Source organism: Phytoactinopolyspora alkaliphila, assembly GCF_010550695.1.
Lineage (GTDB): Bacteria > Actinomycetota > Actinomycetes > Jiangellales > Jiangellaceae > Phytoactinopolyspora > Phytoactinopolyspora alkaliphila.
Map to the genome: position 1 here is coordinate 125,076 of NZ_JAAGOB010000001.1, position 15,402 is coordinate 140,477.

The 15,402-nt window shown below is 66.8% G+C and carries 12 protein-coding genes; 8 read left to right on the forward strand and 4 right to left on the reverse strand.

Features of this window, described 5'->3' with window-relative positions:
• Positions 1 to 34: 34 nt before the first annotated feature.
• Positions 35 to 244, reverse strand: a complete 210-nt coding sequence (locus G1H11_RS00490; protein ID WP_216843295.1) for an antitoxin — start codon at positions 242 to 244, stop codon at positions 35 to 37.
• Between the two features lie 140 nt (positions 245 to 384).
• Between G1H11_RS00490 and miaA the strand changes: the two genes are divergently transcribed.
• The 4 genes from miaA to hflX all read left to right on the forward strand — a co-directional run bounded on the left by miaA (position 385) and on the right by hflX (position 4,308).
• Positions 385 to 1,356: a tRNA (adenosine(37)-N6)-dimethylallyltransferase MiaA gene (gene miaA / locus G1H11_RS00495; RefSeq protein WP_216843296.1), complete on the forward strand. Its 972-nt coding sequence runs from the start codon at positions 385 to 387 to the stop codon at positions 1,354 to 1,356.
• Entirely contained in the window at positions 1,353 to 2,336 is a 984-nt protein-coding gene (locus G1H11_RS00500; RefSeq protein WP_163815042.1) for a diaminopimelate epimerase, read from the forward strand. The genes miaA and G1H11_RS00500 overlap by 4 nt, the downstream gene beginning before the upstream one ends.
• 179 nt (positions 2,337 to 2,515) lie before the next feature.
• Positions 2,516 to 2,677, forward strand: coding sequence for a hypothetical protein (locus G1H11_RS00505; RefSeq protein WP_163815044.1), 162 nt, complete (start codon positions 2,516 to 2,518; stop codon positions 2,675 to 2,677).
• A 164-nt stretch (positions 2,678 to 2,841) separates the two neighbouring features.
• Complete coding sequence (hflX, locus tag G1H11_RS00510; protein WP_163815046.1) at positions 2,842 to 4,308, forward strand: GTPase HflX; 1,467 nt, start codon at positions 2,842 to 2,844, stop codon at positions 4,306 to 4,308.
• A 242-nt stretch (positions 4,309 to 4,550) separates the two neighbouring features.
• On the opposite strand, the gene G1H11_RS00515 is transcribed toward hflX, so the two are convergent.
• Positions 4,551 to 6,395: a S9 family peptidase gene (locus tag G1H11_RS00515; RefSeq protein WP_163815048.1), complete on the reverse strand. Its 1,845-nt coding sequence runs from the start codon at positions 6,393 to 6,395 to the stop codon at positions 4,551 to 4,553.
• A 67-nt stretch (positions 6,396 to 6,462) separates the two neighbouring features.
• Between G1H11_RS00515 and G1H11_RS26740 the strand changes: the two genes are divergently transcribed.
• Positions 6,463 to 8,469 (forward strand): ATP-dependent DNA helicase, encoded by a 2,007-nt coding sequence (locus G1H11_RS26740; RefSeq protein ID WP_343074779.1) that lies wholly within the window; start codon positions 6,463 to 6,465, stop codon positions 8,467 to 8,469.
• Between the two features lie 120 nt (positions 8,470 to 8,589).
• Here G1H11_RS26740 and lexA read toward each other — a convergent pair whose 3' ends face one another.
• Entirely contained in the window at positions 8,590 to 9,363 is a 774-nt protein-coding gene (gene lexA, locus G1H11_RS00525; RefSeq protein ID WP_163815049.1) for a transcriptional repressor LexA, read from the reverse strand.
• A 216-nt stretch (positions 9,364 to 9,579) separates the two neighbouring features.
• Between lexA and G1H11_RS00530 the strand changes: the two genes are divergently transcribed.
• The 3 genes from G1H11_RS00530 (at position 9,580) to G1H11_RS00540 (ending at position 13,889) form a co-directional block, all read left to right on the forward strand.
• Entirely contained in the window at positions 9,580 to 10,170 is a 591-nt protein-coding gene (locus G1H11_RS00530; RefSeq protein ID WP_163815050.1) for a LysM peptidoglycan-binding domain-containing protein, read from the forward strand.
• Between the two features lie 273 nt (positions 10,171 to 10,443).
• Positions 10,444 to 10,917, forward strand: a complete 474-nt coding sequence (gene nrdR, locus G1H11_RS00535) for a transcriptional regulator NrdR (protein WP_163815051.1) — start codon at positions 10,444 to 10,446, stop codon at positions 10,915 to 10,917.
• Between the two features lie 80 nt (positions 10,918 to 10,997).
• On the forward strand, positions 10,998 to 13,889 hold the full coding sequence (locus G1H11_RS00540) for a vitamin B12-dependent ribonucleotide reductase (RefSeq protein WP_163815052.1): 2,892 nt from the start codon (positions 10,998 to 11,000) through the stop codon (positions 13,887 to 13,889).
• 115 nt (positions 13,890 to 14,004) lie between these two features.
• On the opposite strand, the gene G1H11_RS00545 is transcribed toward G1H11_RS00540, so the two are convergent.
• Complete coding sequence (locus G1H11_RS00545) at positions 14,005 to 15,384, reverse strand: MBL fold metallo-hydrolase (RefSeq protein ID WP_163815053.1); 1,380 nt, start codon at positions 15,382 to 15,384, stop codon at positions 14,005 to 14,007.
• Positions 15,385 to 15,402: the final 18 nt, after the last annotated feature.

Here is a 15,402-nt window from a genome sequence, read left to right on the forward strand (position 1 = left end):
CGGGCGGTCGCACGTTCATGTTCGGGGCGGGCGGCTAGCGCTGCTCGCCCTTGTTCTGCTTGTCGTCGTTCTGCTTGTCGAGATGCCCCCTGGCTTGATCGGCCGCTGAGTCGATCTTGTCGGTGTGCTTTCCACCGGTCTTGTCGTCTGCGAAGTCCGCTGCCTTGTCGATGCCGTCGCCGGCCTTGTCGGAGTTCTTCGACAGTGCGTCGCTGAACTTGTCCTTCATCTTGCCGATGTCCACTGTGCTCACCTCTTAGCGGTCGGTCCGAAGGCCCCTTGACACGTTCATACCCCTCGTGCTGCGCATCCACAACCGGAATGCGGGAAGCCGCAGGAGAGTGGATGATGCAGCGGCTAGGCCGTCGTGTGAGACTTGGCGGGATGAGTCCAGCACAGGGTGTGCCGGTCGTGGCGGTCGTCGGGCCCACGGCGGCGGGAAAGAGCGACCTCGCGATCGACCTCGCCCTGCGTTTGGGCGGTGAGGTCGTGAACGCGGACTCCATGCAGGTCTACCGGGGCATGGACATCGGCACGGCCAAGACGCCGGTGACGCAGCGGAAGGGCGTCGTCCACCACCTCCTCGACATCCTCGACGTCACCGAAACCGCCACCGTGGCGGAGTTCCAGGCACTCGCGCGCGCCGCTATCGAGGGCTGCCGACGGCGCGGGACCGTTCCAGTAGTCGTCGGGGGCAGTGCCCTGTATGTGCGCGCTGTACTCGACGACTTCGAGTTTCCTGGAACTGACCCGGCGATCAGGCAACGGCTCGAGGCCGAACTCGCAGAAGTCGGTCCCGCGCGGCTGCACGCCCGGCTGGCGGAGCGCGATCCGCGAGCGGCGGAGTCAATTCTTCCGAGCAACGCCCGGCGTGTAGTGCGTGCGCTGGAGGTAGGCGAACTGACCGGCCGTCCGTTCGCCGCGTCCCTGCCTGCCAAGCGCTACGTCTTCGACCATGTCGCTCAGGTCGGTCTGGACGTATCTCGTGAGGTCCTCGATGCCCGGATCGAACGCCGGGTGGACGCGATGTGGGAAGGCGGGCTGGTGGACGAGGTGCGCCGGCTGGAGTCGGCGGGCCTGAGGCAGGGGCGCACGGCCGCGCGGGCCCTCGGGTACGCCCAGGTGCTCTCCTTCCTGGCCGGCGAATGCACCGAGCGGGAGGCGCGCACGGATACGGTCCGCGCCACCAGGAGGTTCGCCCGCAGGCAGGACTCGTGGTTCCGGAAGGATGAGCGCATCACCTGGCTGCCGTTCGACGCGGATGACCTCGCCCACCGCGCGACGGGCATCGTTGGCGGCATCGATGACGTTGACGGAGACAGCCAGCACAACCACACAGGAGCCAGGGAGTCATGACCACGCATATTCCATTCGTCAAAGGACACGGTACGGAGAATGACTTCATTCTGGTGCCAGATCCGGACGGCTCGATGGGAGATATCCTCGCCGGCCACGTGGTCCGCCGGCTCACCGATCGCTACGCCGGCATCGGAGCCGACGGCCTGATCCGCGTGGTGCGCACCGCGGCGGCGCCGGACGTGGCCGCGTTGGCAGATCGCGCGGAGTGGTTCATGGACTATCGCAATGCCGACGGCTCGCTCGCGGAGATGTGCGGTAACGGAGTCCGCGTCATGGCGCGGTACCTGTTCGATCACGGCCTGGCCGGTGACGCGTCGGAGCTGGCCGTGGCTACGCGGGGTGGTGTGCGTGCGGTTCGTGCGGAGCCGGACGGTCAGTACACGGTGGAGATGGGGCCGGCCACGCAGCCGGTGGCCGGTGGTGCCGCGGCGGGAGCGCGCGGCGTGCCGGAGGACGCGGAACCCGCGGTGGAGGTCATCCTCGGCCGGCGGTCGTGGCCGGCCGTTCCCGTGGCGGTGCCGAATCCGCACGCCGTCGTCTTCTTGGATGACGAACCCTCTGCTGCCGCTTCGTTCGGGGAGACGAAAGAAGGCCGGGCCGGCGCCTCGGAGGCAGCCGGTCCGGACCACGGCGTCTTCCTGGATGGGCACCTCGGTGATCTCGGTCTGCTGGCGGCGGTGCCCTCGTTCCGCCCGGAGCCGGTCTTCCCGGACGGCGCGAACGTGGAGTTCGTCGTCAGCCGAGGGGATCGGCACATCGCGCTACGAGTGTGGGAGCGCGGGGTCGGCGAGACACGGTCGTGCGGGACGGGCGTCTGCGCCGCGGCGTGGGCGGCGATGCGCCGTGACGGCGAAGCCGCAGCCACCTACACCGTCGACGTCCCGGGCGGCCGGCTCGTCGTCACCGAGCGGGCCGACGGGCAGTTGCTGCTCACAGGCCCGGCTGAACTCGGCGTTCAGGGGACGATTGCTGTTTGACCAGGGCGTACGTGATGTGACTTACGTCACAGCATCCAAACGCCGCTCAGGGACGTCTCTGTTTGTAGTACGAGAGCACGACAGGCCGACGACGCCGCACCGATGGCGGATGCCCTGCTCGTGCGTCGTCGTCAGTGGCTCTCTGCGGGGGAGGGCCACGTGTCGGAAGAGGTGACGTGATGTTGAGAATCGAGACCCAGCGGCGAGACGCCGTGCTGGCCGCAGCCGCGCTTCGGAATCGACGGCAGGCCGCGAAGCGCCAGGGCCGGCGGGCCGCGTCGGTCCGCGCCGCCTCGGCGCTGCGAATGGCGGCGTCGGCCGGTACACGTTCCACGCGTTGAGGTGAGAACCGCGGCCGGTGCCGCCGAAATAGAGGTGAAACGGCGCGGTGCCCGTGTCATCCTGGAAGTCATTCGGGATGATAGGGGCCCCGCGCCGTTGTTGTACCCGACGCCACATCACTCACATCACGTAGTCCCCTCACTTCGGGGGCGGAAGAAGGAGCATGACGACAAGTCCGCAGCCGGTTCACACGTTCGATCCATACGCCGCTGACGAGCTGCCTGAGCTCGACGACCCGACTCAGGACGAAGAGCTGACCACTGGTGAGTTCGATCTGGAGGACCGGCACTCGCTGCGGCGAGTCGCGGGGTTGTCCACCGAGCTCGAAGAGATCAGCGAGGTCGAATACCGCAAGCTCCGGTTGGAGCGCGTCGTGCTGGCCGGGGTCTGGACCGAGGGCAGCGCCACCGATGCGGAGAACTCCATCGTCGAGCTTGCCGCGTTGGCTGAGACCGCTGGCTCGGTCGTCCTCGAAGGCCTTGTGCAGCGTCGCGGGCGGCCCGATCCAGCTACGTTCATCGGTTCGGGGAAGGTCGACGAGTTGCGTGACGTCGTTCTGGCCACCGGTGCCGACACGGTCATCTGTGACGGTGAGCTGTCCGCATCGCAGCTGCGCAACCTCGAAGACCGGGTCAAGGTCAAGGTGGTCGATCGCACCATGCTGATCCTGGACATCTTCGCCCAGCACGCCAAGAGTCGTGAGGGTAAGGCGCAGGTGGAGCTGGCTCAGCTGGAGTACCTCTCCCAGCGGTTGCGCGGATGGGGTGCCAGCCTCTCCCGCCAGGCCGGTGGCCGTGCGGGCGGAGCAGGCGGTGGGGTCGGCACTCGTGGCCCTGGTGAGACCAAGCTGGAGACCGACCGCAGGCGGATCCGCACGCGTATGTCCAAGCTGCGTCGCGATCTGGCCGGGATGCGGACCGCACGCGACACCAAGCGTTCCAACCGTCAGCGCAATGCAGTGCCAGCCGTGGCGATCGCGGGATACACCAACGCCGGCAAGTCGTCGTTGCTCAACCAGCTGACCGGTGCCGGCGTGCTTGTGCAAGATGCCTTGTTCGCCACCCTGGACCCCACGGTGCGCCGAGCTCAGACTTCGGACGGACGCGAGTACACGTTCACCGACACGGTTGGCTTCGTCCGGCACCTTCCGCATGAACTGGTGGAGTCCTTCCGCTCGACCCAAGAGGAGGTCGCCGACGCCGACCTGCTGCTGCACGTCGTGGACGGTTCTCACCCCGATCCCGAAGGGCAGCTCAGCGCCGTCCGCGAAGTTCTCGCCGACGTCGGTGCGTCCGAGGTGCCGGAGATCGTGGTGATCAACAAGGCGGACACCGCCGATCCGTACGTCATCACGAGGCTTCTGCGGGCCGAGTCCAACTCCGTTGCCGTATCGGCTCGTACCGGGGACGGCATCGACAAGCTCCGTGCCCTCGTGGAGGAACGGCTGCCGACCCCACCGGTCGAGGTCGACGCGTTGGTTCCTTATGACCGCGGAGAGCTCGTCTCGAAGGTGCATACCACGGGCGAGGTCATAGCGATGGAGCACGAGGCTGAGGGCACGCGGGTGCGAGCGCGCGTTTCCGAGGGCCTCGCCGCTGCGCTGGCGCCTTACGCCGTGCAGGGAGCGTAGGGAACGCCCGCTTTGCCACCTGATCGTCGAAATGTCGTCTGATCATTTTTCGTCGCGGTAACGTCGGCGGATGATCAGATGACTGAAGCACGTCTGTAGGTCGCGCCACGTCATCTGATCCCGCGACGTTCGTATCGTGAGATGTGATCAGATGATACACAGCCGGCCCGAACACGTCGATGTGTCGTCTGACTCTGGGCAAGGGAATGATCAGGCGACATTTCGACGATCAGGTGACACAACTAGCTGGCGGAACGGCCGCCGAGATGCTGGGCGAGGAAGTCCTCCGCGGCGGCGTAGAAGCGTTCCCGGTTCTCGGGCTTGGCCAGGCCGTGACCCTCGTCCTCGAACAAGAGGTACTCATGGTCGAGTCCCTTGTCGATCAGGGCGTTGACGATCTGCTCGGCCTCGGCTTCCTTCACGCGCGGATCGTTCTTGCCTTGGGCGACGAGAATCGGGATGCGAATGTCGTCCACCCGGGAGAGGGGAGAGATGTTCCAGAGGAAGTCCTTCTCCGTCTCCGGGTTGCCCACGCGTGAGTACATGAAGGCGATCTGCGGCTTCCAATACTCCGGGATCGAGGTCAGCAAGGTCAGCAGGTTGGAGGGACCGACCAGGTCCACCGCGCACCGGAACACGTCGGGGGTGAACGCGGCTCCGGCCAGGGCGGCGTAGCCCCCGTAGGAGCCGCCGTAGATGCCCACTCGGTTCCGGTCCACCCAGCCCTGCCCGACCAGGTACTCGACAGCGTCGAGCAGGTCGGTGTGCATGGCCTTGCCCCACTGCTTGTTTCCCGCGTTGCCGAACGCCTTGCCGTATCCGGTGGAGCCGCGGAAGTTCACCTGAACGCAGACATAGCCACGGTTGGCGAACCACTGGGCCTCGGGGTCGTATCCCCACGTGTCCCGCGCCCACGGTCCTCCGTGCACGTTCAGCACGGCAGGCAGGTCGCGGCGCTCGACACCGACCGGGAACGTCAGATAGCCGTGCACGGTCAAGCCGTCGCGGGCGGTGTAGCTGAACGGCTCCATCTCGGCGAGCTGGTACTGCTCCAGTTCAGGGCGGTGCGAGAAGAGGTACGTCAGCTCCAGGGAGTCACGGTCGAACAGGTAATAGCGCACTGGGCCGTCGGAGAGCACGTCGTGCACGATCCAGCGACGGTCGTCGCGCACCGTCCGCGAGATCCCGATCTCGCCACGCAGCTGAGCCCGGAGAAAGTCCACTTCGGCGCCGAACTCCGGGTCCAGGTGGACCCAGACCTTTCGATCCTTCACGAAGCTGACGCCCTGCGGCTCCAGCGTCTCCGGATGCAGTGCGATGCCCGCGACGTCGTAGTGGGGATCCTCGGCCAGCACGCTCTGCTCGCCGGACGAGAGGTCGACGCGGAGCAGCCGGGTGGCGTTCACGCCGATGCTGGACAGCAGGAGGGCCGATCGCCCGTCTCGGCTGAAGCCGTAAACGCCGGTGCCTGCGACGTCATCGGCGCCTATCTCCAGCCACGGCTCGTCCGTGCCCGTGTCGGAATTGCGAAAGTGCACGACGGCGCCGCCGTCTTCGGTCATGGCGACACCACCGCGGACGTTCAGGTCCGCGTCGACCATCCAGCCTGCATATCCGGGATTGGTCTCGACCTTCTCCAGCTGGCGGGTGGTGAGGTCGAGGCGGTAGATGTCGTGCAACATCGGGTTGTCGGCGTTGAGGGCGACGAGCATCGTGGTGGGATGCCAGCGGTTGTGCGCGAGCACGCCTGCCGTGACGCCACTTTGCGGTGTCACCAGCTGAGCTTCGCCGCTCTCCAGGTCCAGGGCGTAGAGGCGCCAGTCCTCGTCGCCGTCGGTGTCCTGCAGATACACCAGCGTGCGGTCGTCGTGGCAGAAGTCGAACACGCGAATACCGCGGTCGCGGTCGAACGTGACCGGCCGGGCGGCGGCGGGATCGTCGGCCGGTCCTACCCAGACGTTGAGGACGCCGTCATCGGGAGCCACGAAACCTAACCGGGTGCCGTCGGGCGACAAGCTGGGCAAGATCCGCTCAGGATTGCCGAAGAGCACATCGCGGGGTATCAGCTGCACGGCGTCATCGCTCATGACCTGATTCCATCACGCGGGTACGCCAGGCTCGTTCAGGGGGCGCGGACACGGTAATCTCGCGTCGGTGAACGGGACTGAAGGGCCGGAGACTTCCACTGTCGGCGTGACCGACTTGCTGGCCGCGGTGGTCGATTCGCTCGGCGGCGCGCACCGGCCTGGTCAGGTGAACATGGCCGAGGCCGTGGAGAAGGCGATCAGCACAGGAGAGCACCTGCTGGTCCAGGCCGGCACCGGAACCGGGAAGTCGCTGGCGTATCTGGTGCCGTCGCTGCTATATGCGGTGGAGATGGACGAGCCTGTGGTGGTCGCGACGGCGACCCTGGCCCTGCAAGCCCAGCTTGTCGACCGGGACCTTCCCGTGCTCGCTGACGCCGCCGAACCGTTGATCGGGCGACGGCCGCGCTGGGCCACCCTCAAGGGTCGGGCCAACTACGCCTGCCTGCATCGCGTGCGCGACGGCGCACCGGATGACCAGGGCGATCTCGTCCCTGTCGATGAGCTCTCGCTGGGCACGCTGGCTGCTGACGTGATGAGAGCACGCGACTGGGCGGAGGACCAGGCCACCAGTCGCGGAACAGGCGACCGCGACCGTCTCGACCCCGGCGTCAGTGACCGGGCGTGGGCGCACGTGTCGGTCAGCGCCCGGGAGTGCCTGGGTGCGCAGCGCTGCCCGTACGGGAAAGAGTGCTTCGCCGAGCTCGCCCGGGTCCGTGCCAACGATGCCGACGTGGTCGTCACCAATCACGCTTTGCTGGCGATCAATGCGCTCGAGGGTGTGCCGGTCCTGCCGGAGCACGACATCGTGGTGGTCGACGAGGGGCACGAACTTGCCGCACGGGTCACTAACGTCGCGGCGGCCGATCTGTGGCCCGGTGTGATCGATCGTGCTGCGACACGTTCGCGGTCGTATGCCGGTGAGGGCGACTCGGGTGAACTCCGGATGACCGGGGAACGACTCCGGCAAGCACTGGGCGATGTGGCGCCGGGCCGGGTCGACGAGCTTCCGGAGCGTCTGCGCCAAGCCTTGGTCGATCTGCGTGATGCGGCCCGGGCTGTGCAGTCAGGGTTTGCCGGGACACCTGGCCAAGACCGGGAGCCGGATGCCGAGGCGGCGAGGCGGGCAGCGAAGGCCATGGTCGACGACATCTTCAGTACGGCCGAGCGGCTCTTGGGCGAAAGCGAGTACGACGTCGTCTGGGTCGAGGAACGCGAGCGCGGGGGCCGGATCCTGAAGGTGGCCCCGCTATCCGTGGCGGGACTGCTCCGGGAGCGGCTGTTCGGGGAGACGACGGTGGTGGCGACCTCGGCTACGCTGGAACTCGGAGGATCCTTCGACGCGGCGGCGGGCTCGTTCGGCTTGATCGGTGAACAGGCGCCGAAATGGCGTGGCCTCGACGTCGGGTCGCCGTTCGACTATGGGCGGCAAGCGATCCTGTATGTCGCTCGGGAGCTTCCGACGCCGGGCAGGGACGGTCTGCGAAGCGAGGCCGTCGACGCGCTGGTCGAGTTGATGTCGGCGGCCGGTGGCCGCACGCTCGGACTCTTCTCATCGCGGCGCGCAGCGGAAGAGGCAGCGGAGGCCGTACGCGGACGGCTTCCTGGCCAGCCCGTCTTGTGTCAGGGTGAAGATATCGTGCCGACGCTGGTGCGGAAGTTCACCGAGGATCCGGCGACGAGCCTGTTCGGGACGTTGTCGTTGTGGCAGGGCGTGGACGTTCCAGGCGAGTCCTGCCACCTGGTGGTGATAGACCGGCTACCGTTCCCGCGCCCCGACGAGCCGTTGAGCTCTGCTCGTCAGCGGTGGGTGGAGAAGAACGGCGGCAACGGGTTCATGACGGTGGCGGCCAATCACGCCGCGCTCTTGATGGCGCAGGGCGCTGGGCGCCTTATCCGTCGCTCGACGGACCGCGGAGTGGTGGCTGTCCTGGATCCGCGGCTGGTGACGGCCCGTTACGGAAGCTATCTGCGGGCGTCATTGCCGCCCATGTGGTTCACGACTGACCGAGCCGTTGTCAGCGGGGCGCTGCGGCGGCTGAACGCCGGCGCCGCCCCGGCTCCAGCGGAGCACTGAGCAACAACCTGAGCGTGGTGCTGCCGCCGGGCAGCCGAGTGCGCGTACCTCGTGACTCCGCCGAGCGGGTTTCACTGGTGCTCGGCGGTCCACGAACAGAACGCGGTGACAGCTCTCTCGTCAGATGCGCCGCATGACCGCCACGACGCGCCCGAGAATGACAGCGTCGTCACCCGGGATCGGCTCATAGGCGTCGTTGTGCGGCAACAGCCACACGCCGTCGTCACGACGCTTGTAGGTCTTGACCGTGGCTTCGCCTTCGATCATCGCGGCGACGATCTCGCCGTTCTCGGCCACCTGTTGCTGCCGGACGACGACCCAGTCTCCGTCACAGATGGCGGCATCGATCATGGAATCTCCGGCCACGTTCAGCATGAACAGCGTGCCTTCGCCCACGAGTTCACGCGGCAACGGGAAGACGTCCTCGACTGCCTGCTCGGCGAGCACCGGGCCGCCTGCGGCGATGCGGCCCACCAGGGGAACATAGGACGGCGCCGGCAAGGTGACGTCATCAGGCGCGATGTCGCCATCGGCCAGTGGAGGCTGGCCCTCACCGTCGCGCGGCGGGGCCAGAACCTCCAATGCGCGGGGACGGTGCGGATCGCGGCGGATGTATCCCTTGGCCTCGAGAACACCGAGCTGGTGAGAGACGCTCGACGGGCTCGCCAGGCCGGCCGCCTGTCCGATCTCACGCATGCTGGGCGGGTATCCCCGGCGCTCTACCGAGTCACGGATGACCTCGAGCACCTTCCACTGCCTGGGGGTGAGTATCGGCCGCCCCCCGGTGGTGGGGTCGGGGAATGTGTGGACAGAGGCGCCTCGCTTGTCCGTGTCCTGCTCATCTTTGCTGTGCCTGACCACGCCGCTACCTCCGAAATGTGTTCTGCGCACCACCTGCGCGCGGCTGGTGCACCTCTGCGCGGCGGTCCATGTCCGTCACGACCTGACGACGTCAGGTTAGCTCGAAACCGCGACACGATCAAACATCTGTTCGATGTTTTCTCGACTTTGTCAGTGCGGCCGTGTACAAATAATCGCACGGATGTTCTATCGAACGGCTGTTCGTCTACACCGCTCAGCCGGGACGCACGGGAACTGGAGGTACGGGCGATGTCGATCACGTTTACGCGGCCAGTCGGAGACGCGGGCGCGGATACGGCCGCGACGAACGGGTACGGCGGCCAGGAGGCAGGGCGGCGTGTCGGTTGCCACTCGCCTGAGCTGAGTGCGCAGGTTGAGCTCGGCGGGCAGCGAGCCGAACCCGTCACTCCTGAAGCGCCGGCGCGTCGGGTGCGAGTGGCGCCGGTGCCCCGGCCGGTCCGGGTGGTCTCGCGCGCCACGCAGGAGGATGCGCCCCTGAGGTCGAGCGGGAGGCTTGGCTGCGATTCCCCGGCCGCCCCGTCGGTGCACGGCTCGCGGCTGACCCGCCGGGGCCGCCTCGCCGTCACGGTGGCGTGGCTGGTGCTGGCCGTCGTCGCCGTCTGGCCGGTGCTCGGGGGCGACGGCGGGACCGGTTCGTCGGGGGAGACGACGTCTGTGCGCGTCGACGTGGGTGACACGCTGTGGGAGCTCGCTCTCGAGGCGAATCCTCAAGCCGACCCGAGAGGTGTCGTCAGCGCCATCGTGGAGATCAACGGTCTACGTGACGCAGGTGACATCCGTCCAGGGGACAGGCTCCAGATCCCGGTTGCGGTCGACTGACCACGGCAGACGCTTGGGAGAGCGCGCACGCCGTACCGGTCGTGCCGTCGGCCCCGACGCGCCGTGTCGAGCGAGTTTCCCCGCGTGACCAGTGTCGATGTAGCTAGGCATCCGTAAATCCCCGTTGTGGTTGCGAACCTCCGGGCGGCGACGTAGCGTAACCCCTATATCTAGTAGTTACACATATGTAAGTAGTCCACAGGTTGTGGTTGGCGGTACACAGGTTGTCCCCAGGTCATCCACAGGCAGGGCGCAGAATGGGGGAGAGGCGACATGAACTGTCCCTTCTGTCGGCATCCGGACAGCCGTGTGGTCGACAGCCGTACGGCAGATGACGGTGCGGCCATCCGGCGACGCCGGCAGTGCCCGGCGTGTGACCGGAGATTCACCACGGTCGAGCAGTTGACGCTCGCGGTGGTGAAGAGGTCGGGAGTCACCGAGCCGTTCAGCCGCGACAAGGTGGTGTCGGGCGTACGCAAGGCATGTCAGGGCCGTGGTGTCGAGGACGACGCGCTGGCCCGGCTTGCTCAGCGGGTCGAGGAGCACTTCCGGGCCGCGGGCTGCGCGGAGATCCCCAGCCACGAGGTCGGCCTGGCCATCCTCGAGCCGTTGCGGGAACTCGACGAGGTGGCATATCTGCGGTTCGCCAGCGTGTATCGCAGCTTCGACACCCTGGCGGACTTCGAGCAGGAGATCGCGGCCCTTCGGGGCGATCGGCACCGGCGCGTGGCCGAACCCAGCACGTAGATCGGCAGTATTTGAACAGCTCGCTTGCGGCGTCAGCATTTCGGCGCAGGCAACGGGGGACCACACTTAAGGGAGCAGGAATGACAGAGACGGTGAGCGGTCCGAGCCGGGGCAGTGCCGGTGCCAAGAGCACCGGGAAGGCCAGGGCGAAGCAGACCGCACGGGGACTCACCATCGACCGGATCTACACCACTCCGGGCGTGCACCCGTACGACGAAGTGACCTGGGAGCGGCGCGACGTCGCTCAGCAGAACTGGCAGACGGGCGAGACGGTCTTCGAGCAGAAGGGCGTGGAGTTTCCAGAGTTCTGGTCGCTGAACGCCTCGACCATCGTGACCACCAAGTACTTCCGGGGGGCTGTGGGCACCGATGCGCGGGAGTGGAGTCTGCGCCAGCTGATCGACCGAGTGGTCAAGTCCTACCGTCAGGCAGGGGAGGAGAACGGCTATTTCGCCGGCCCCGACGATGCCGAGGTGTTCGAGCACGAGCTCACCTGGATGCTCCTGCACCAGGTCTTCAGCTTCAATTCGCCGGTGTGGTTCAACGTCGGAACCAAGTCGCCTCAGCAGGTCTCGGCCTGTTTCATCCTCTCCGTGGACGATTCGATGGAGTCGATCCTGAACTGGTATCGCGAAGAGGGCATGATCTTCAAAGGGGGCTCCGGCGCCGGGCTGAACCTCTCGCGCATCCGTTCCAGCAAGGAGCTCCTGTCGTCCGGCGGCACAGCGTCCGGCCCGGTCAGCTTCATGCGTGGCGCCGACGCTTCGGCAGGCACCATCAAGTCGGGCGGCGCCACGAGGCGCGCGGCGAAGATGGTGGTGCTCGACGTCGATCACCCGGACGTCGAGGAGTTCATCGAGACCAAGGCGCGTGAGGAGAACAAGATCCGCGCCCTGCGCGACGCGGGCTTCGAGATGGATCTGGGCGGCAAGGACATCGTCTCGGTCCAGTACCAGAACGCGAACAACTCCGTCCGTGTCTCCGACGAGTTCATGCACGCCGTGGAGAAGGGCGAGAAGTTCGGCCTCCGGGCACGGATGACAGGCGAGGTCATCGAAGAGATCGACGCCCGCGAGCTGTTCGGAAAGATGGCGAAGGCTGCCTGGGAATGTGCAGACCCAGGCATTCAGTACGACGGCACCATCAACGACTGGCACACCAACCCGGAGACCGGGCGGATCACGGCGTCCAATCCGTGCTCTGAGTACATGTCGCTGGACAACTCCAGCTGCAACCTTGCCAGCCTGAACCTGCTCAAGTTCCTCAACAAGGACGGCAGTTTCGACTCTGAGACGTTCGCCCAGGCCGTGGAGCTGATCATCACGGCCATGGACATCTCCATCACCTTCGCCGACTTCCCCACCGAGAAGATCACGGAGACGACCCGGGCCTACCGTCAGCTCGGTATCGGCTACGCCAACCTCGGCGCTCTGCTGATGGCATCCGGTCTTGCCTACGATTCCGAAGCGGGCCGCGCCCTCGCCGCTGCCATCACGTCGCTGATGACGGGCGCCGCCTACAAGCGCTCGGCAGAGCTGGCAGGCGTGGTTGGCCCGTATGAAGGCTTCGCCCGCAATGCGGAGGCGCACTCGCGCGTCATGCGCAAACACGCCGCGGCTAGTGATGCGCTGCGTACCCACTTCGCGCTCGACGGCGATGTGCAGAAGGTCGCCACCCGGTACTGGCAGCAGGGCAACAAGATCGGCGAGAATAACGGGTGGCGCAACGCGCAGGCGAGCCTGCTGGCTCCCACCGGCACCATCGGCTTCATGATGGACTGCGACACCACCGGCATAGAGCCGGACTTCTCCCTCGTCAAGTTCAAGAAGCTGGTCGGCGGAGGGTCGCTGCAGATCGTCAACCACACGGTGCCCGAAGCTCTGCGCAAGCTGGGTTACACCGAGGAGACGGTCGAGGCGATCGTCGAGTATGTGGCCGAGAAGGGCAACGTGGTCGACGCGCCGGGTCTGAAGCCCGAGCACTACGCCGTGTTCGACTGCGCCGCAGGCCAGCCACGCGCCATCGAGCCTATGGGCCACGTGCGGATGATGGCGGCGGTGCAGCCGTTCCTCAGCGGTGCCATCAGCAAGACCGTGAACATGCCGGAGTCCGCCACCGTCGAGGAGATCGAGGATGTCTATCTGCAGGGCTGGAAGCTGGGTCTGAAGGCGCTCGCGGTCTACCGGGACAACTGCAAGGTCGGTCAGCCGCTGTCCGACGGCAGCACCCGCAAGTCGGCGAAGGACAAGGAGGCGGAGAAGGAGGTCGTCGTCGAGTACCGGCCCACCCGCAAGCGGCTGCCGAAGTCCCGGCCGAGCCGCACCACGTCCTTCACGGTCGGCGGCGCCAAGGGTTACGTTACCGCAGGCTCCTACCCGGACGACGGACTTGGTGAGGTCTTCCTCAAGCTAGGCAAGCAGGGCTCCACACTGGCCGGCGTGATGGACGCGTTCTCCATCGCGATCTCAGTGGCGCTGCAGTACGGCGTGCCGCTCGAGACGTATGTACAGAAGTTCACCAACATGCGCTTCGAGCCGTCCGGGCTGACCGACGACCCGGATGTGCGCATGGCGCAGAGTGTCGTCGACTACATCTTCCGTCGTCTCGCGTTGGACCATCTGCCGTTCGAGAAGCGGTCTGCTCTCGGCATTCACACGGCTGCGGAGCGTACGCAGCAGCTGAAGACCGGCGAGTATGCTCCCGTCGAGTCCGACGATGACATCGAGGTGGAGTCGTACCGGCAATCGGCGTCGGTCACACCGCCGGACGTGGTTGTCCGGGACACCACGCCGGTCGAGGAGTCGACTGCCAAGCAGGCGCCGGCAGAGGCGCACACGTCGGCCGAGCTTCTCGAAGCCATCCAGGGCACCAGTACCGACGCGCCGCTCTGTTTCACTTGCGGCACCAAGATGCGCCCGGCAGGCAGTTGCTACGTCTGTGAAGGGTGCGGTTCCACCAGCGGCTGCAGCTGAGCAGGTCGCTCCAGACTCCCCGATTCGTCCGTGGGGAATGAAGAAGCGGGGAACCGGTGACATGTCACCCGGTTCCCCGTTTCTTGCCTCGCTGTCCGCTTCGCCTCAAGATGCGTCAGGTCTCAGTACCAGCGAGGTGCAGGCCCACCTCGATCGCATGCTCAAAGGCGTCGTCGATCAGCACCGGCGTGCGGCCGGCGGCGTCGACTAGAGAGGCCGCGATCGAAGCGCGGTAACCGCTGGCACAGTGCACCCAGATCTCGCCGTCAGGGATCTCGCCAATCCGGCTGGGGAGATCGTGGATCGGAATGTTCACCGCGGTCTCTATTCGAGCTGCCGTGTACTCCTCTTCCCGGCGTACGTCGAGCACGACCACGGGGCGGTGGTGACGGACCTGGGCGAGGTCGGCGAACGTCGCGACCGGGAACGAGGCAGGTGCGCCGACGCTCCAGCCCTCCGGCCCCCCGGTGGCGTGCGCCGCCGGGCGATCGATGCCGATGCGGACCAGTTCGCGCTGCGCCTGTCCGACGTCGTCGGCGGTCTCGCCCAGCAGCGTCACCGGAGTGCCCCAGGGGATGAGCCAGCCCAGGTACGTCGCGAATCCGCCGTCGAGGCCGAAGCTGAAGCTCCCAGGCGCATGGCCGGCGGCGAACGCGGTGCGGTTGCGCAGGTCGACGATCCACTCTCCGGACTCGATGCGGCGGCGTAGCTCGTAGGCGTCGGCGCGTGCGGGTGTGCTCAGGTCCGGCTCCGGCGGTCCGGCGGCGTTCGCTGGGCTCATCTGCACGTAGTACGCGGGCCAGGCGCCGAGGCCGTCGAGCAGCTCGCGGACGTAGGTCTCCGCGTCCTGGGTCAGCGCGGGATTGATTCGCCACTCCCGCCCGATCGTCGACTCCGTGGCCTCTGACTGGGTCGTTGAGCAGAAGGATCCGAAGCCGTGCGTCGGGTAGATGCTGGTCGGATCGGGAAGCAACACGGCGAGTTTGCGGACTGAGGCGTGCTGGTGGCGTGCCAGGTGGCCGGTGTGGTCCTCGCCGAGGAGATCGGGCCGCCCCGTCGCGCCGTACAGAAGGGACCCGCCGGTAAACGCGGCCACCGGCGGCTCCGCGTCGCTGCCCGCGTCGGTCAACGCGTAGGACAGATGAGTGTAGGTGTGGCCCGGTGTCGCGATAGCCCGCAGACGCATTCGAGCGCCGATGGAGAAGACGTCGTCATCGGCGACCGGAGTCCGGTCGAAGGACACCTCGTCCGCGCCGTTGACGAGGTATGCCGCCCCGGTGTTGCGGGCGAGCGCGAGCCCGCCGGTCACGTAGTCGTTGTGTATGTGGGTCTCGAACACATGAGTGAGGCGCACACCGTCCGCATCGAGCTGCGCGAGCACGCGGTCGATGTCGCGCTGAGGATCGATGACGAATGCCATCTCTCCGTCGTGGACGACATAGCTGCGGTCCCCGAGGGACGGCGTCTCGATTGTTCGAATCGTCAGGGCTGTCATGGCGTGTCCTCAACTCCG